The organism is Streptomyces sp. FH025 (genome assembly GCF_017427025.1).
Lineage (GTDB): Bacteria > Actinomycetota > Actinomycetes > Streptomycetales > Streptomycetaceae > Kitasatospora.
Window position 1 is genome coordinate 1 of record NZ_JAFLNG010000102.1, and the last position, 16,242, is coordinate 16,242.

The window sequence follows — 16,242 nt, forward strand, 5'->3', positions numbered from 1 at the left end:
CGAGCAGCACGTGCTCGGTGGGCCGCTGCCGGTCGCCGAGGCGCTCGAGCAGCAGTCGCATGCACTCGCGGCCGACCGCGTCGAGCGGCTGGGCGAGGCTGGACAGGGACGGGAACAGCAGCGGGGCGATCGGCGAGTCGTCGAAGCCGATGACGGCCGCGTCCGGGCCGGGGGTGCGGCCGCCGTGCCGCAGCGCCTGGTACCAGCCCAGGGCCAGGGTGTCGCTGGCGGCCACGACCGCGGTCACACCGGTCGCGAGCAGCCGCTCGGCGGCCTCGGCGGCGCTCTCCGGATCGTCCGGGCTCTCGGCCCGGCGGCCCCGGACGGACAGGCCCAGTTCGCGCATCGCGCTCTGCCAGCCGCGGGCGCGGTCGTCGCCGACGCCGGAGCCCTTGGGCCAGCCGAGGAAGCCGATCTTGCGGTGGCCGAGCCCGGCGAGGTGCCGGACGGCCGCCGACGTCCCGGCGGCGCCGTCCACGTCGACCCAGTCGCCGACGTCCCGGCCGGACCAGGTGCGGCCGAAGGCGACGTACGGGACGCCGCGCTCGTGCAGCCAGCCCTGGCGGCGGTCGCCGCGGTCGGTGCCGCTGAGGACGAAGCCGTCCGCGCCGTGCTCGTCCAGCAGCTGCTGGTAGCTGGTGAGTTCGTCGTCCCCGGGGGCGACGGCGAACAGCACCACCCGGTAGCCCGCCCGGTCGGCGGCCTCGGAGAGCGAGTGCAGGAACTGGTCGAGGACCGGGGTCGGGACGCCGGTGCTGCTGGCGCGGATGCCGTAGCCGATCAGCCGGCTGGCCCTGGTCTTCAGGGCCTGCGCGGCCCGGTGCGGGCGGTAGCCGAGCTCGTCGATGGCGCGCCGGACCCGCTCCAGCGTCTGCGGGCGCAGCAGCTCGGGCGAGTTGATCGCGTTGGACACCGTCTGACGGCCCACGCCGGCCCGGGCGGCGACCATTTCGAGGGTCACGGCGGACCCTGTCCTGGGCCGGGGCGATGAGTGTGCATGCATGACGGTGATCCTAGGTTCTGTCTTCATTGACAAGATCTTGGAGCGTTCCAATTCGGGGTTCCATCATCCCCATCAGGGGGGTTAATGTCTTGGAACGCTCCAACGGCAGAAAGGTTGCGCCCGGGTGGAACCAACTGTCAAGCCCCCAGAACAGGATGAACAGACCATGTCAGCGATCGAGCTGCAGCCGTTCCTGCACGACGCCCGGCTCTCCGTGGCCGCTCCGAGCTTCTGCGTCTCCCGCCCCGACGGCCGGTTCGCCGGCGGCGTCGACGGCTTCTTCCACGGCGACCGCCGGATCCTCTCCCTCCTGGAGGTCGGCGTCCCCGGCGTCCCCAACGCCCCCGTCGCCACCGCCCACGGCCAGGACGGGCAGACCGTCTTCGTCACCGTGCTGCGCGGCCTCGCCGAGCGGACCGCCGACCCGGCCACCACCCTGGAGCGCCGCCGCGAACTCCACCCCGGCCGCCTGGTCGAGCGCTACACCGTCCGCAACGCCGGCGACCTCACCGCCCGGCTGCGCCTGGACCTGCGCGCCGAGAGCGACTTCGCCGCCATGGACACCGTCAAGGCCGGCCGCACCGGAACCCCGCTGACGCCCGTCGCCGACGGCGACGACGGCCTGCGCTGGACCCACGGCCCGCTCACCGCCGTACTCGCCCTCACCCCGGCCCCCGACCACCTCGACCCGGCCACCGGCACCCTCGGCTACGACATCGAACTGGGCCCCGGCGAGACCTGGCAGGCCGTCCTGGAGTGCACCGCCGAACACCGCGACGGCGACCTCTTCCCGGCCCCCGCCGCCGACGCCACCCCCTGGAACACCCCCGAGGTGACCGGCCGCGAACACGACCTCGCGCACTGGATCGCCCGCTCCCACCAGGACCTCCGCGGCCTGCTGCTCACCGACCCGCTGCGCCCCGCCGACGCCTTCCTCGGCGCCGGAGCGCCCTGGTTCCTCACCCTGTTCGGCCGCGACTCGCTCTGGGCGGCCCGGATGATGCTCCCGCTCGGCACCGAGCTCGCGGCCGGCACCCTGCGCACCCTGGCCCGCCGCCAGGGCCGCGCCGTCGACCCGGCGATCGAGGAGCAGCCCGGCAAGATCCTGCACGAGGTCCGCCGCGACGAGCAGCACCTCACCACCGGCTCCCACCTGCCGCCCAGCTACTACGGCACCGCCGACGCCACCCCGCTCTGGCTCATCCTGCTGTACGACGCCTGGCGCTGGGGCCTGCCCGAGGACCAGGTGGAGGAGCTGCTGCCGCACGCCGAGGCCGCCCTCGACTGGCTGGAGCAGTACGCCGACGCGGACGGCGACGGCTTCCTGGAGTACGTGGACAGCACCGGCCGGGGTCTGTCCAACCAGGGCTGGAAGGACTCCTCGGACGGCATCCGCTTCCGCGACGGCCGGATCGCCACCGCCCCGATGGCGCTCAGCGAGGTCCAGGCCTACGCCCACGAGGCGGCCGTGAAGTCGGCCGAGCTGCTGGAGGCCTTCGGCCGCCCCGGCGCCGAGCACTGGCGGCAGTGGGCGCAGCGGCTGAACGAGCGCTTCCGCGACCACTTCTGGACCGAGGACGAGCAGGGCCGCTACCCGGTGGTCGCCCTCGACGGCGACAAGCGCCCGGTCGACTCGATCGCCTCCAACCTGGGCCACCTGCTCGGCACCGGAGTGCTGGACGCCGAGGAGAGCACCCTGGTCGCCCGGCGGCTCACCGCCCCCGGCATGGACAGCGGCTTCGGCCTGCGCACCCTGGACGCCGGCACGGCGGGCTTCAACCCGCTGGGCTACCACACCGGTTCGGTGTGGCCGCACGACAGCGCCATCGCCGTGCACGGCCTGACCCGCGCCGGACTCTACGAGGCCGCGGCGCCGCTGGCCGCCGGTCTGGTGCGCGCCGCCGCGGCCTTCGAGCACCGGCTGCCCGAGCTGTACGGCGGCTACCCGCGTGAGCAGTACGACCGCCCCGTCCCGTACCCGGCGTCCTGCCGCCCGCAGGCCTGGGCCGCCGCCTCCGCCGTCCTCGTCCTCCAGGCGCTGCTCGGCCTGGAGGCGGACGCGCCGAACCGCCAGGTGCGGGTGCGCGCCCAGGTCCCGGCCGGGTACGAGTCGCTGCGGATCAGCGGACTGACGGTGGCCGGGCTGCCGATCGAGGTGGAGACCGACCACACCGGTGCCGTCCGGCTGAGCGCGCCGCAGGGCTTCACCGTCATCACGGTCCTCTGATGCGGCAGCGGTCGATCGGGGGCCGGACGGTCGGGGGTCGGACGGTCGGGGCGATCGGGCTCGGCGCCATGCCGTTCTCGCTGCACGACCCGGTGCCGCCGGAGCGGCAGGCGATCGCCACCGTGCACGCGGCGCTGGACGCCGGGGTCACCCTGATCGACACCGCTGACTCCTACGGTCCCACCGCGCGGTACGGGCACAACGAGCGGATCGTCGCCAAGGCGCTGGCCACGTACGGCGGTGGCGACACCGACGGGGTGCTGGTCGCCACCAAGGGCGGCCACACCCGCACCCCGGACGGCGGCTGGGGCCTGGACGGCGGCCGCGCGCACCTGCGCCGGGCCTGCGAGGACTCGCTGACGGCGCTCGGCGTCGAGGCGATCGGGCTCTACCAGCACCACCGGCCCGACCCGGCCGTCCCGTACGAGGAGACGCTGGGCGCGCTGCGGGAGCTGCGCGAGGAGGGCAAGATCCGGCTGGTCGGCATCTCCAACGTCGACGAGGCGCGGATCCTCCAGGCGGTGGAGATCCTCGGGCCGGGCGGACTGGCCTCGGTGCAGAACGAGTTCTCTCCCCAACGGCCTTTCAGTCGCGTGGAGTTGGAGCTGTGCGGGCGGCTCGGCATCGCCTTCCTGCCCTGGGCTCCGCTCGGAGGTCGGGGCGGCGCTAGCGAGTTGACGGACAGTCAGAGCGAGTTCGCCCGGGTCGCCGAGGAGCTCGGCGTCAGCCCGTACCGGGTCTGCCTGGCCTGGCACCTCGCCCAGGGCGAGCACGTCCTGCCGATCCCCGGCTGCTCGCGCCCCGCGACCGCCCGGGACTGCGCGGCGGCCGCAGAGCTGGAGCTCACGCCCGAGCAGCTGGCGCGCCTGGAGACGGCTGTCCGACCGGGCTGAACGCCCTCCGCGCAGGCCCCCGTCGGGTGGTTCGCAGACCGACTTCGCCCCGTCGAGCTCCGGCTCGGCGGGGCGTCGTCGCACCCGGGGGCCGCGCCGCCCGACGCCTCCTCACCACCTGCTAACCTCAGCCGATTTCCGCCGCACCGAGCCGGCGGACATGACGGGGTAAGAAGGACAACAGGACATGGCATTCCTCCGGGCCAAGCAGAAGGCCCAGGTCATCGAGAAGCTCTCGCAGGTGGCTCCCCCCGGGGACACCTTCATCGCCTGCGTGCACGCGGAGAGCGGCCCCAGCCCGTGGCTGGCCGCGGCGTTCGGCGAGATTCCGCTACTCGGCCTGATCATCGTGCTGACCCGCAGGTACTACTTCCTGACGCTCACCAACAGCCACGTGGTGGTCAACTCGGCCAGCCGCTGGACCAACCGCCCCGGCGACGTGGTCGCGGTCTACCCGCGGCACGCCTTCGCGGTGAGCCGGGTCAAGCGGGCCAGCGTCTGGAGCTCGATGTACCTCCAGATGCCGGGCGACGCCAAGCCGGTACGCCTGAACATCCACCGGATCTGGCGCGCCGAGATGGACCAGCTGAGCGCGGCCTTCCCGCCCGGGTCGATCGACCCGAGCTCGCAGCCCTTCGAGACCGCGCCGCAGGGCAACCCGTACCCGGCGCCCGGCCAGTCGATGCCGGGCCAGCCGCTGATCCCGCAGCAGCAGGGGTACCCGGCGCCGCAGGGCAACCTGTACCCGGCGCCCCAGGGTTACCCGGCGCCGCAGGCCGCCCAGCCGTACCCGCAGCAGCAGCCGTACCCGCAGGGCAACCCGTACCCGGCCCCTCAGGCCTACCCGGCTCCGCCCGCCCAGCCGTACCCGCAGCAGCCAGGCGCCCAGGTGCCGCCGCAGGGCCAGCCCTACCCGGCGCAGGTCCCGCACGTGCCGTACCCGGGCCAGCCCGACTACCCGGCCCAGCCCGGCCGGCGCTGACCCGAGGCCCGCACCGAACCGCCGCGGCCCCGGCCCCTCCATCGGGGAGCCGGGGCCGCGGCACGGCGTGGGTCACCCCCAGGGGGAGGACGGGAACCAGAGGTAGCCGAGCCTGGCCAGCATCCGGACGTCCCAGTACACGACGGTGAAGACCCCGGCGACCAGGAAGGCCGCGGCGGTCACCACACTGATCCGGCCGGGCCGTGCCGACAGCAGGCGCCGCAGCCGCTCGCCCGGTCGGGAGGAGAGCAGGAGGAACAGCAGCGCCATCACGGCGGTGTTGCCGACCGACTGGAGGACGAACGCCCCGGCGCCGTAGAGCGGGTTGTGGGTGTTGGCGGCGTGCCGGAAGAGGTCCCGGAAGAGCGGGTACGGCCGGCCCACCAGGAAGCCGCCGATCAACACGCCGACCAGCACCAGCGGCGCGTTCGGGAAGCGGCGCGAGATCCCGGCCAGTGGGTCCCTGATCAGACCGACGGCGGCCAGGCCGAGCACGATCATCACCAGTCCGATCAGGCCGAAGGTCGCCATCGACTGGATCGCCCGGGGCGACAGGCCCTTGCCCGCGGCCGTGGAGAACTGCGGCATGTGCGTACCGACGATGCCGACCAGGGCGCCGTAGGCGGCCGAGACCGGCGCCATGCCCGCGAAGATCCAGCCCAGCGGCCTGGCGAGGTGCAGGAACCGGCCGCGCAGCGACGGCGCCTGCCCGACCAGCGGGCCGACCGCGCCGAACGCCGCGATGTTGCAGGCGGTGAACGACCCGGCCAGCCCGGAGACGAAGGCGAACACGATGCCGGAGGCCACCCCGGCGATCGGCGTGGCGTGGGCGTCGTGCCCGAGCAGGGCGTCGGCGCTGCTGAAGCCGATCTCGTCGTCGACCAGCTTCGCGTTCCAGGCGTACGCCAGCAGCAGGCCGCCGACGGCGCCGAGTAGCGCGGTGAGCCAACGGCGACGGGGGAAGTCGCCGGTGACGAACAGTGAGGTGGGGGAGGAGGGGCGGCGCGGGGCGTGTTCGGCCAGCGTGTTCGGCTGGCCCGACGCGTAGGTGCTCATGGCGGCGTCTTCCTTCGGCGAGGGTCCGGTGCTCGACCGCTGACATCCTGGCCGGGCAGCCGGTCGGCCGCTTCTTCCGTCGTGCCCTGTCGACGCCCCTCGGCTCCGCGGACCCTCAGTTCCCCCGGCCGTAGCCGGATTCGACGATCCGCTGCGCCCCCTTGGCGTAGAAGCCCGGATCCTCGGGCAGCTCGGTGGCCAGGCCGTCGACGTAGCGGTTGTACATGCAGAACGCGGCGGCGATCAGCACGGTGTCATGGATCTCGACGTCACCGGCACCGGCCGCCCGGGCGGCCTCCACCGCCTCCCGGGAGACCGGCCCGACTTGACCCCGCACCTCGGCCGCGATCCGCAGCAGAGCCCGCATCCGGTCCGTGAGCGGAGCGGTCCCGGGGTCGGCCAGGGCCGCCTCCACCAGCTCCTCGCCGCCGTCCAACTGCGCTGCGGCGAAGGCACTGTGGGCACCCGTGCAGAAGCGGGTGCCGTTGAGCGAGGACACGTAGGCGGCGACCAGCTCGCGCTCGCCCCGGCTCATCGGGGCCGGGGCCTTCAGCAGCGCGTCGGCGAGCATCCCCAGCGGGACGGCGGTGTCCGGACGCTGCGCCAACAGGCCGCTGATTCCGGGAAGTTCGTTGTCGATGGTGATGTGCGGCACGGTGCACTCCCTCGGCTCTGAAGGACGGACGGAGGTCCATCCTCACGAGCACCGTACCGCGCGCACACCTCCCAGATTGCCCGACCGCCCACCGGCCTACTGCCGGGCGGCGAAGACGAAGTAGACGACGACCACGATGACCACGGCGAGCAGGGCGCCGGCGACCCTGGGGGTGAACCGGTCCCGGGCCTGCTTGCCCGGCCGGATCCGCTGGGACTCGTGGGTGCTCGCCTCCCACCAGTCGAGGACCCGCTGGAAGTGCACCTCGAACTCCTCGATCGGGTACATCGTGCTGGTCTGAAGCCCCGGGAGCGAGCGCCGCCGCCCGCCGGTCAGGAAGAGCCGGACCGCGTAGGAGCTGGTGCCGTTGCCCCTGAGCTCCCGTACGTCGATCCACTGGACCTCGGACCAGGGGTAGGTGCGGCCGCGCCGTCCGAACCCCCAGCAGATGGTGACGCCGTCGCGCCCGACCCGGCTCCAGGCGCGCAGACTGAGGACGAAGAAGGGGGCGAGGAACACGACGAGTCCCAGGGCGGACCAGGCGGTCACCACCAGGCCGAAGCGGATGGCGGAGAAGACCGCCACAACCACCAGCATGACGATCGGTATGGACAGGTTCACCCAGGAAGGACGGTACAGATCCTTCCCTCGGAAGATCAGTTCGTTCACGGCTCGCACCCTATGCCCTCAACCAGCCGCCGTACCAAGCGGTTTCACATGATCACCACGGCAGGTGGAAGGGTCGGCAGATCGGCGGTCGGCGGCGGGAGGAGCACCCGGTACGGCTCCTCCTCGCCGCCCGGGTGCACGTCCGGCCGGATCCGGCTCAGCTTCCGCCCTGGAGCGCTTCCCGCGTGCGGGCGTCCGACGATCGAGTACGGGCTGCCGGACGGGGGCACCGCCGAACTGGTGCACCGCGAGGAACGCCCCGGGGGCGGCTACTACCAGGTCGGCGACGAGGCCACCGTGCTCTACCGCCCCTCCCGCCCGGGGCGTGCCGTCGCCGTCCACCCGGTGGAACGACTCCCGCCGCCCCCGGGCCCGGTGGGGCTGGTGGCGTCCGCAATGGTCTGCGGGCTGGTCGCGTTCGGCCTGCTGGTGCAGGTGTTCTGACCCCAAGCGGTCGCCCGCGCCGGTCAGTTCCGGCCCAGCGCGGCCTGCTCCAGGTCGAGGTCGCGCTGGAGCACCCGGAGCGTGGTGTCGCTGATCCGGTGCTCCTCGTAGAGGCGGTGCAGCCTGGTGTTCTGCACGGCTATCAGTTCCTGGCGCAGCTGCCGGTAGGCGTCGTCGGAGGTGGTGCCGTCGGGGGTCTCGGGGGTGCGGTCGAGCCGGGCGGTCAGACCGCGGCGGACCCGGTCCAGGGCGGTGTCCGGTACGGCCTCCAGCTCGGCGAGGCCCTCGACGTGGTCGAGGGCCGCCCGGTTGAGCTCGTCACGGGCGTCCTCCTCCTCCCGGGCGGTGTGCTCGGGTTCGAGGGCGAGCCCGGAACGGTTGACCACGGCGGCCAGGGTGAGCCCCTGGACGACCAGGGTGAGCACCACGACCGAGGTGGTGAGCACCAGCACCAGCGGCCGCCCGGGGATTCCGCCGCCGTCCTCGGTGAGCAGCGGGATGGACAGCGCGGCGGCCAGCGGCATGACGCCCCGGGTGCCGGCCCAGGTGACCACCCCGGCGACCCGCCAGGACAGCCGGCCCCGGCTGGGCTTGACCGCGCGGGTCAGCGGCAGCGTCCACAGCACCCGGACGGCGATCAGCACCGCCGCCAGCGCCAGCGCCTGGAGCGGCCACCAGCCGGTGCCGGCCGGTAGCTCCCGGACCAGGGTGGGCAGTTCGAGCCCGACCACGGAGAAGACCACGCTCTCCAGCAGGAACACCACCACCGCGTACACGGCGTGCAGTTGGAGCCGGATGTGCGCGTCGGTGAGCCGGTGTCCGGAGCGGCCGAGCAGCACCCCGGCGACCACCACCGAGGTGACGCCCGAGGTGTGCGCGGACTCCGCCAGCACGTACGCCGCGTACGGGGTGACCAGCGCTATCACCGTCTCCAGCACGGGGTCCGTGGTGCGCCGGCGCAGCAGCCAGACCAGCCCGGCGACGGTCGCGCCGACCACGCTGCCGCCCCCGCCGAGCAGCACCAGTTCGCCGCCCGCGGCCGGGAGGTCGACGGTGCCGCCGACCGCGACGGCGACGCCGACGGCGACCTTGAACAGCACGAGCGAGGTGGCGTCGTTGAACAGGCTCTCCGCCTGGACCAGCACCTGGACCCGCCCGGGCAGCGCGAGTCGACGGCCGAGCGCGGTGACGGCGACCGGGTCGGTGCTGGAGAGCACCGCGCCGAGCACGAAGGCCATCGCGGGCGGCAGCCCGGCGACGGCGACGGCGACGAAGCCCACGGCCGCGGCGGAGGCGAAGACCAGTCCGAAGGACAGGACGGTCACCGGCCGCCAGACAGCCCGGAGGTCACGCAGTGACAGCTCCTCGGCGGAGGAGTGGAGCAGCGGCGGCAGGACCACCGCGCCGATGATCTGCGGCGGCACGTGCAGCGCGGGCACCCCGGGGACGAGCGCGACGCCGAGTCCGACCAGCACCAGCAGGGAGGGCGCGGGCACCCGCCATCGCCGGGCGAAGGTGGCCACGCTGGTGGCCAGGACGACCAGGACGAGAACGATCCCCACGGCGTGCATCGGCAGAAAAGACCCATCGCTACCTGCGGGGTCGCCGCGGCCCGAACGCCACGGTCGTCCCCCGAGCCGACCAGACTTCCCGGCACACCGGTGGTCATCTTATCGGCCCTTTTGCGGGGCGCGGCAGGGTACGGGACGGCGCCGGTCCGGTGACCGGCCGTCATGTGCGGTCGAAGCGCCCCGCTACCGGTGGGTAGTTCTGTTCCGAACGAGTTCACCGAATGCTCGCCCGAAGTCTTGCGAGCCGTGCCGGCCCCCGAGTTGGATACACAACACCCCGCGACCAGTCGGGTCCGCGACCCTCCTCCCACGGAGCCTCGATGCCCCTGCCGTCCCTGCGCCGCGCCCTCGCCGCCGGTGCCGCCGCCACCGTGCTCGCCGCCCTCGGCACCACCCCGGCCGCGGCCGAGAGCGCGCCCGTCACCGCGCCGCCGCTGGACGTCCTGACCTACAACGTCTTCCTGATGAGCACCTCGCTCTACCCCAACTGGGGCCAGCAGTACCGCGCGCAGGCGATCGCCTCGGCCGACTTCTTCCAGGGCCACGACGTGGTCGTGCTGGAGGAGGCCTTCGACAACGCCGCCTCCGACGCGCTGACCGCCAAGGCCTCGGCCGCCTACCCGTACCACACCCCCGTGGTCGGCCGCTCCACCGGCGGCTGGGACGCCACCTCCGGCAGCTACAGCTCCGCCACCCCCGAGGACGGCGGGGTCACCCTGCTCAGCCGGTGGCCGATCCTGCGCAAGGAGCAGTACGTCTACAAGGACGCCTGCGGCTCGGACTGGTGGTCCAACAAGGGCTTCGCCTACGCGGTGCTGGACGTCAACGGCCGCCGCACCCACGTCGTCGGCACCCACCTGCAGTCCACCGACTCCGGCTGCTCCAGCGGCCAGGCGGCGGCGATCCGGGTCAAGCAACTCGGCGCCATGCGGGCCTTCCTGGACGCCAAGCGGATCCCGGCGGACGAGCCGATCGTGGTCGCCGGGGACCTCAACATCGACTCTCACGGCTCCGAGTACCAGGCCCTGCTGGACAACGGCAACCTCGCCCCGGCCGCCGCCCGCACCGGCTGGCCGTACTCCTTCGACACCGCCGACAACTCCGTCGCGGCCTACCGCTACCCCGGCGATCCCAAGGAGGACCTCGACTACGTCCTCTACCGCGCCGACCACGCCCGCCCGCAGCAGTACACCAACCAGGTCCTGCGGGTGCACAGCGCGCCCTGGACGGTGAGCAGCTGGGGCAAGAGCTACACCTACACCGACCTCTCCGACCACTACCCGCTCGTCGCGCACTAGAAGGCGTCGGGGGTGGTGTGGGGCGCATCACAGCCTCCGGGGCCGTTCGGCCTCCTACGATCGTGATCGCGGACGCCGGCGGTCCTGCGGCGCCCGTCCGGCACCCCGCGATCCGGCCCGAGGAGAAGCGCACCTTGACCACCCCCACCGCCGCGCCCGACAGCTACTACCAGCGCACCGGCGAGCACCGTTACAAGCCGACCCTCCACGCCCAGGGCGCCTGGCACCCCGACGAGCAGCACTTCAGCCCGCTGGGCGGCCTGATCTCCCACGCGATCGACCGGCACCGGGCCGACCGCTCCGCCGACGGCCTGGCGCTGGCCCGGATCAGCTACGACATACTGGGCCTGATCGCCCTGGACGAGTGCGAGATCACGGTGGAGACCGTCCGGCCCGGCCGCACCATCGAGCTGGTGGAGGCCGTCGTCTCGATCGCCGACCGCGCGGTGGTCCGGGCGCGCGCCTGGTTCCTGGCCCAGCTGGACACCTCCGCCGTCGCCGGGACCTTCGACCAACCGCTGCCCGCGCCGGAGGAGTTCGAGCCGTGGGACATGAGCGGGCCGTGGCCCGGCGGCTACATCGCCTCGGTCGACGTCCGCCGCCGGTTCACCGCCCCCGGCCGCTCCGCCGCCTGGCTCTCCACCCCGCTGGAGGTGGTCGCGGGGGAGCCCAGCAGCCCGCACACCGCCTTCATCGCCCTGGTCGACACCGCCAACGGCATCGCCGTCCGGCAGGAGCCCGGCGAGTGGATGTTCCCCAACACCGACCTGACGATCCACTTCCACCGCCGCCCCGAGGGCCCCTGGACCGGCCTGGACACCAGCGTCAGCTTCGGCCCGACCGGGCTCGGCGTCACCAGCACCGTGCTGCACGACGTCCACGGGCCGGTGGGGCGGGCCGAGCAGATCCTCACCGTCCGCCCGCTGAAGCGTGACATTCCGTGAGCCCCCGCCGGTGACCGCGCAAGTTGCGATCACCCACACGGGGTAACAGGCTGAACGTGGAAACGGTTCGGGTGTCTCGAACCCCAGCCGTGCTGGTCGCACACGGTGCCTGCAGGGGATGCGATCACGAACGGCTCATCTCAGGTCGGCGCCGTCGTTCAGCACCGAGCCCGGCTCGGCCACCACGCTGCGGCGGCGCCCCTGTACCGGGGCCGGTGCCGCGTTGAACGCGGATGAGGTCTTCCCATGCCCACACCCACACCCTTCAGCCTGCGTGGCCTTCGTCGAGGTCGTCCGCCGGGTTCCCTCCGGGCAGGTGCGTCGGCCGCAGCCCTCCCCGGGGTCGTCACCGAATACGCCCTGTCCACCCCGGGCAGCTCGCCCTACCCCTGGGACGTCGCGGCCGGGCCCGACGGCAATCTGTGGTTCACCGAGTACGACAGGGGACTGGTCGGGCAGATCACCCCGGGCGGAGCCATCACCGAATTCCCCTTGCCCACCCCGGACGGCGGGCCGACGGGCATCACGGCCGGCCCGGACGGCAACCTGTGGTTCACCGAGTACGACAGCGGCATGATAGGCCGGATCACCCCGGCCGGAGCCATCACCGAATACCGCATCCCCAGCCCGAACAGCTTCCCGTGGGGCATCACGGCCGGGCCGGACGGCAATCTGTGGTTCGCCGAGTACAACACCGGTGTGATCGGGCAGATCACCCCGGACGGGGCCATCACCGAACACCCGCTGACCGACGCGGGCAGCGGGCCGACCGGGATCACGGCCGGGCCGGACGGGAACGTGTGGTTCGTCGAGTCCACCGGTAACCAGATCGGACGGATCACCCCGAGCGGGAACATCACAGAACACCCCATTCCCAGCTCGAACAGCTCCCCGTGGGACATCGCGGCCGGGCCCGACGGCAGCCTGTGGTTCGTCGAGGGCGCCGGCAACCAGATCGGACGGATCACCCTGGGCGGGGAGATCACCGAGCACCCCGTGCTCACCGCGGGCAGCCAGCCCTCCGGGATCGTGGCGGGGCCGGACGGGAACCTGTGGTTCACCGAGTACCTCGGCGGCAAGGTCGGGCGGATCACTCCGGACGGGTCCGTCACCGAATTCCCCCTGCCCCCCGTGGACAGCGGGCCGACCGGGATCGTCGTGGGGCCGGACGGGAACCTGTGGTTCACCGAGTACGACAACGGTGTGATCGGGCAGGTCACCCCGGACGGGTCCGTCACCGAATACCCCCTGCCCGTGCAGAACAGCCATCCGCTCGGGATCACGGCCGGGCCGGACGGCAACGTGTGGTTCACCGAGTCCACCGGCAGCCGGATCGGGCAGATCACCTCGACGGGATCCGTCACCGAATTCCCCCTGCCCACCGCGGTCAGCCTCCCGTTCGGCATCGCGGCCGGGCCGGACGGGAACCTGTGGTTCACCGAGTACTTCGGCGGTCAGGTCGGGCGCATCACTCCGGCCGGGAACATCACCGAATTCGCCGTGCCGCATTCGGAGGCCTTCCCGTTCGGCATCGCGGCCGGGCCCGACGGCAATCTGTGGTTCACCGAGTACTGGGACGGCAAGGTCGGGCGCATCACTCCGGGCGGGACCATCACCGAATTCCCCTTGCCCACCGAGGGAAGCCGCCCGCTGGGGATCACGGCGGGGCCGGACGGGAACGTGTGGTTCACCGAGTACTGGGGTGGCAACATCGGGCGGATCACTCCGGCGGGGTCCGTCACCGAATTCCCCGTGCCGACCCCCGGCAGCGGGCCGACCGGCATCGTGGCCGCCCCGGACGGGAACCTGTGGTTCACCGAGTCCAGGGGCAACCGGATCGGGCGGATCACTCCGGCGGGGTCCGTCGCCGAATTCCCCCTGCCCAACCCGGACAGTGCCCCGTACACCATCGCGTCCGGGGCCGACGGGAACCTGTGGTTCACCGAGTCCACCGGCAGCCGGATCGGGCGGATCACTCCGACGGGAACCGTCGCCGAATTCCCCCTGCCCACCGTGGACGGCCACCCGTTCGGCATCGCGTCCGGACCGGATGGGAACCTGTGGTTCACCGAGTACTTCGGCGGCAGGATCGGACAGATCACCTCGGGCGCCGGCCCCACGACGGATCCGCTGGAGCAAGAGCTCTTCGATCTGGTCAACCGCGCGCGGACGCACCCGGAGCTGTATCCCCTCCTTGAGCCGGATCCGCTGGGAGAAGCGAAGATGACCGCCTGCTCCAACCCCTTCCAGTTCTCCCAGCAGCTCAGGGACATCGCCTACGCCCACAGCAGTTACCTGTCCACCCTTCCCAACGCCCAGGTCCTGGCGGACACGAACATGCATCGAGGGCCTGACGGGAAACTGGTGTGGGAAATCGGCGAACCCATGTACGTCGCGGGCTACCTCGGTTTCCGTGGGGAGAACGTCTTCTTCCAGGAGGGGCAGCCCGAGCCTCCCCCCGATCCCGCTCAGGCAGTGGAGTTCTGGATGCAGAAGGACTCGGCACTGCACTGGCAGCACCGCAACCTCATCCTCAACTGCACGGCCCTGGAAGCCGGCGTGGGCTACTTCCACCAGGCCCGACCGCTGGGCAGCACCGACTACCAGCACTACTGGACGCTGGATGTCGGTACGCGCTGAGCCGGCACTGCGGCGGCCCGGCCACCATGGGCCGGGCCGCCGGGCGCTGACTCACCCGGGCAGCGAGTCCATGAAGGAGCTGACCGAGAAGACCGCCTTGCCGGGCCCGGCCGGGCCGTAGCCGGGCGGGGAGGCGAGGCCGAATTCCTCGAGCGTCGCCCGGTAGGTCTGCAGCAGCCGGATGTGGTACTCCAGCGGCGCGCCCTGAGGGTTGGCCTTGCCGAGCGGGGTGGTGGGCTCGGGGCACCAGGTGGTGAAGCGCGGGACGACGCCGTGCGACATGAAGAAGCGCAGGCCTTCCCGGGTGGAGGCGATCGCCTCGTCGACGGTGGTGAAGCCGAAGGGCTCGGCCATCTCCACGCCCGCGACGAAGTTGGGGATCACGTTCTCCGGGCCGAACACCTCGGTGGAGTCGAGGATCCGGCGGTGCCACTCGTCCCGGCCGACGTAGCGCTCCTTGCCGGGGCAGTAGAGCTCGAACAGCCGCTTGTCCCACACCTCGAAGTTGGGGTGGTAGATCCGCACGCCGTAGTCGTGGAAGCGCTGGACGTCCTCGCGCGGAAGCGCCTGCGCCACCACCTTGCCGATCCAGCGGCCGGGGAAGCGCTCCTCGATGGCCTTGGCGTACTGCCCGTAGAAGTCGGCCTCGTCGCGGCCGCCGACCTTCGAGGTGATCGCGCCGCCGGTGAGGGTGTACGCCTGGGAGGCGCGGGCGGTGTCGTGGCGGTCGATCAGCTCCAGCGCCTCCAGCACCTCCTCGACCGGCTTGACCCCGGTGTACGGGCGGCCGGCGGCCTTGTGCTGGCGCCAGTTGTGGTTGATGTCGCAGTACTGGCACTCCTCCTTGGCGCCGAAGTACTGGCAGACCCGGAACACCGTGAGGTAGATCAGGTAACCCCACTGGATGGTCGGGGCGACCTCCATCACCGACTTCCCGTTGGCCAGGGTGTGCCGGTAGTAGTCCGGCATCGGCGGCAGCCCGACGTCGGCGATCCGCGCGCCGTCCAGGTAGAGGCCGAGCGCGCCGTCCTCGCCCGCGCCGACCCGGTACGGGGAGTCCGGGTTGACCCGCACCGACACCACCGTGCGGCGCAGCCCGTACGGCCCGCCGGTCAGCACGATCTCCTCCGGCGGCCGGTTGAGCGCGGCCGCGCCGAGCTCGGGCAGGGTGCGGTGGTCGAAGGAGAAGATGAAGTACGACTTCGGTTTCACCTCGCCGCCCCCGTCGGCGCTGCCGCTGAGGGCCGACTCGTCGAAGGCCATGCCGCCGCGCAGCAGGTCCTCCTTGATCACCGCCTCCCGGGGCACGTCGGGGAAGCGCTCCATGAGGTCCTCGACGAGTGCGGTGCGGTTGCGGGCCTGGCTCTCCATTGGGCTGGTCTTCCTTCCTGGCTCCGTTCCTCTCACGGCGCCCCGCCCATTCTCGTCCCCCTTACGCGCGGGGCCGCGACCGGCCGCGCGGACGTGGGGGCACGCTGGTGTGCGGGCGCTCCGGGCGGACACGGGCGGTCGTCGCCGGGTTGACGCGGGGCGCGGGCGAGCCGATGCACGACAGGGGCGCGGCCAAACGCCGTCGGCCTGAACGTTCACCCTATCGGGTGTAGAAGATCGTCCGTTGCGTTCCGGAACGCGCTTTCGCGCCTACGGTTGGGGACCGAGCGAGACGGGGCCCGTGACGTGGACTTCCCCTTCGCGGCGGGCGACATGACGGCCCGTCATATCGTGCGATCCTTCTCAGAGGAGGCTCCATGCCCCTGCGCATCGGAACGGACACGGCGCCCGCCCCCGCCCCGGGGGTGGGCTCATGAGCTCCCCGGCGATCGAGCGGATCCTGCGCGGGCCCACCGGACTGGGCACCTC

Annotated in this window: 13 protein-coding genes; 7 read left to right on the forward strand and 6 right to left on the reverse strand. The window is 72.5% G+C overall.

Translation table 11 applies throughout. The features are described from left to right. Positions 1-961 (reverse strand): LacI family DNA-binding transcriptional regulator (locus tag J0670_RS10500; protein ID WP_307806466.1); only part of this gene is annotated, 961 nt, incomplete at its 3' end. Between the two features lie 208 nt (positions 962-1,169). On the opposite strand from J0670_RS10500, the gene J0670_RS10505 reads away from it, so the two are divergent. The 3 genes from J0670_RS10505 to J0670_RS10515 all read left to right on the forward strand — a co-directional run bounded on the left by J0670_RS10505 (position 1,170) and on the right by J0670_RS10515 (position 5,105). After that, positions 1,170-3,230: a glycogen debranching N-terminal domain-containing protein gene (locus J0670_RS10505; protein WP_243436831.1), complete on the forward strand. Its 2,061-nt coding sequence runs from the start codon at positions 1,170-1,172 to the stop codon at positions 3,228-3,230. 14 nt (positions 3,231-3,244) lie between these two features. Next, the gene (locus tag J0670_RS10510) at positions 3,245-4,123 is read left to right on the forward strand and encodes an aldo/keto reductase (RefSeq protein ID WP_374223086.1); all 879 of its coding nucleotides are present in this window, start codon (positions 3,245-3,247) and stop codon (positions 4,121-4,123) included. 187 nt (positions 4,124-4,310) lie between these two features. Then, a complete protein-coding gene (locus J0670_RS10515; protein ID WP_207811212.1) occupies positions 4,311-5,105 on the forward strand; it encodes a hypothetical protein in 795 nt (264 codons plus the stop codon). A gap of 72 nt (positions 5,106-5,177) precedes the next feature. On the opposite strand, the gene J0670_RS10520 is transcribed toward J0670_RS10515, so the two are convergent. From J0670_RS10520 to J0670_RS10530, 3 genes are all read right to left on the reverse strand, one after another. Continuing rightward, positions 5,178-6,161 carry a hypothetical protein gene (locus tag J0670_RS10520; RefSeq protein ID WP_243436832.1) on the reverse strand — a complete coding sequence of 328 codons (984 nt, stop codon included), beginning with the start codon at positions 6,159-6,161 and terminating at the stop codon, positions 5,178-5,180. Between the two features lie 115 nt (positions 6,162-6,276). Next, entirely contained in the window at positions 6,277-6,816 is a 540-nt protein-coding gene (locus tag J0670_RS10525; RefSeq protein WP_207811213.1) for a carboxymuconolactone decarboxylase family protein, read from the reverse strand. 96 nt (positions 6,817-6,912) lie between these two features. Continuing rightward, positions 6,913-7,437, reverse strand: a complete 525-nt coding sequence (locus tag J0670_RS10530; protein ID WP_207811214.1) for a hypothetical protein — start codon at positions 7,435-7,437, stop codon at positions 6,913-6,915. A 96-nt stretch (positions 7,438-7,533) separates the two neighbouring features. Between J0670_RS10530 and J0670_RS10535 the strand changes: the two genes are divergently transcribed. After that, positions 7,534-7,929, forward strand: a complete 396-nt coding sequence (locus J0670_RS10535) for a DUF3592 domain-containing protein (protein ID WP_207811215.1) — start codon at positions 7,534-7,536, stop codon at positions 7,927-7,929. 23 nt (positions 7,930-7,952) lie between these two features. Here the strand turns inward: J0670_RS10535 and J0670_RS10540 are convergent, their stop codons facing one another. Continuing rightward, positions 7,953-9,500 carry a Na+/H+ antiporter gene (locus J0670_RS10540; RefSeq protein WP_207811216.1) on the reverse strand — a complete coding sequence of 516 codons (1,548 nt, stop codon included), beginning with the start codon at positions 9,498-9,500 and terminating at the stop codon, positions 7,953-7,955. A 320-nt stretch (positions 9,501-9,820) separates the two neighbouring features. Here J0670_RS10540 and sph point away from each other — a divergent pair, with 320 nt between their 5' ends. From sph to J0670_RS10555, 3 genes are all read left to right on the forward strand, one after another. After that, positions 9,821-10,798: a sphingomyelin phosphodiesterase gene (sph, locus tag J0670_RS10545; protein ID WP_207811217.1), complete on the forward strand. Its 978-nt coding sequence runs from the start codon at positions 9,821-9,823 to the stop codon at positions 10,796-10,798. Between the two features lie 134 nt (positions 10,799-10,932). Next, positions 10,933-11,742: a thioesterase family protein gene (locus tag J0670_RS10550; RefSeq protein WP_207811218.1), complete on the forward strand. Its 810-nt coding sequence runs from the start codon at positions 10,933-10,935 to the stop codon at positions 11,740-11,742. A gap of 246 nt (positions 11,743-11,988) precedes the next feature. After that, the gene (locus J0670_RS10555; protein WP_207811219.1) at positions 11,989-14,382 is read left to right on the forward strand and encodes a CAP domain-containing protein; all 2,394 of its coding nucleotides are present in this window, start codon (positions 11,989-11,991) and stop codon (positions 14,380-14,382) included. A gap of 51 nt (positions 14,383-14,433) precedes the next feature. Here J0670_RS10555 and J0670_RS10560 read toward each other — a convergent pair whose 3' ends face one another. Then, on the reverse strand, positions 14,434-15,753 hold the full coding sequence (locus J0670_RS10560; RefSeq protein ID WP_207811220.1) for a radical SAM protein: 1,320 nt from the start codon (positions 15,751-15,753) through the stop codon (positions 14,434-14,436). Positions 15,754-16,242 lie beyond the last annotated feature (489 nt).

What these genes read in the sequence shown, in the direction of transcription:
- J0670_RS10555 (WP_207811219.1), top strand. Translation starts at nt 11,989, where the DNA reads ATGCCCACACCCACACCCTTCAGCCTGCGTGGCCTTCGTCGAGGTCGT.
- J0670_RS10520 (WP_243436832.1), bottom strand. Translation starts at nt 6,161, where the DNA reads ATGAGCACCTACGCGTCGGGCCAGCCGAACACGCTGGCCGAACACGCC.
- J0670_RS10535 (WP_207811215.1), top strand. Translation starts at nt 7,534, where the DNA reads ATGATCACCACGGCAGGTGGAAGGGTCGGCAGATCGGCGGTCGGCGGC.
- J0670_RS10560 (WP_207811220.1), bottom strand. Translation starts at nt 15,753, where the DNA reads ATGGAGAGCCAGGCCCGCAACCGCACCGCACTCGTCGAGGACCTCATG.
- J0670_RS10515 (WP_207811212.1), top strand. Translation starts at nt 4,311, where the DNA reads ATGGCATTCCTCCGGGCCAAGCAGAAGGCCCAGGTCATCGAGAAGCTC.
- J0670_RS10540 (WP_207811216.1), bottom strand. Translation starts at nt 9,500, where the DNA reads ATGCACGCCGTGGGGATCGTTCTCGTCCTGGTCGTCCTGGCCACCAGC.
- J0670_RS10505 (WP_243436831.1), top strand. Translation starts at nt 1,170, where the DNA reads ATGTCAGCGATCGAGCTGCAGCCGTTCCTGCACGACGCCCGGCTCTCC.
- sph (WP_207811217.1), top strand. Translation starts at nt 9,821, where the DNA reads ATGCCCCTGCCGTCCCTGCGCCGCGCCCTCGCCGCCGGTGCCGCCGCC.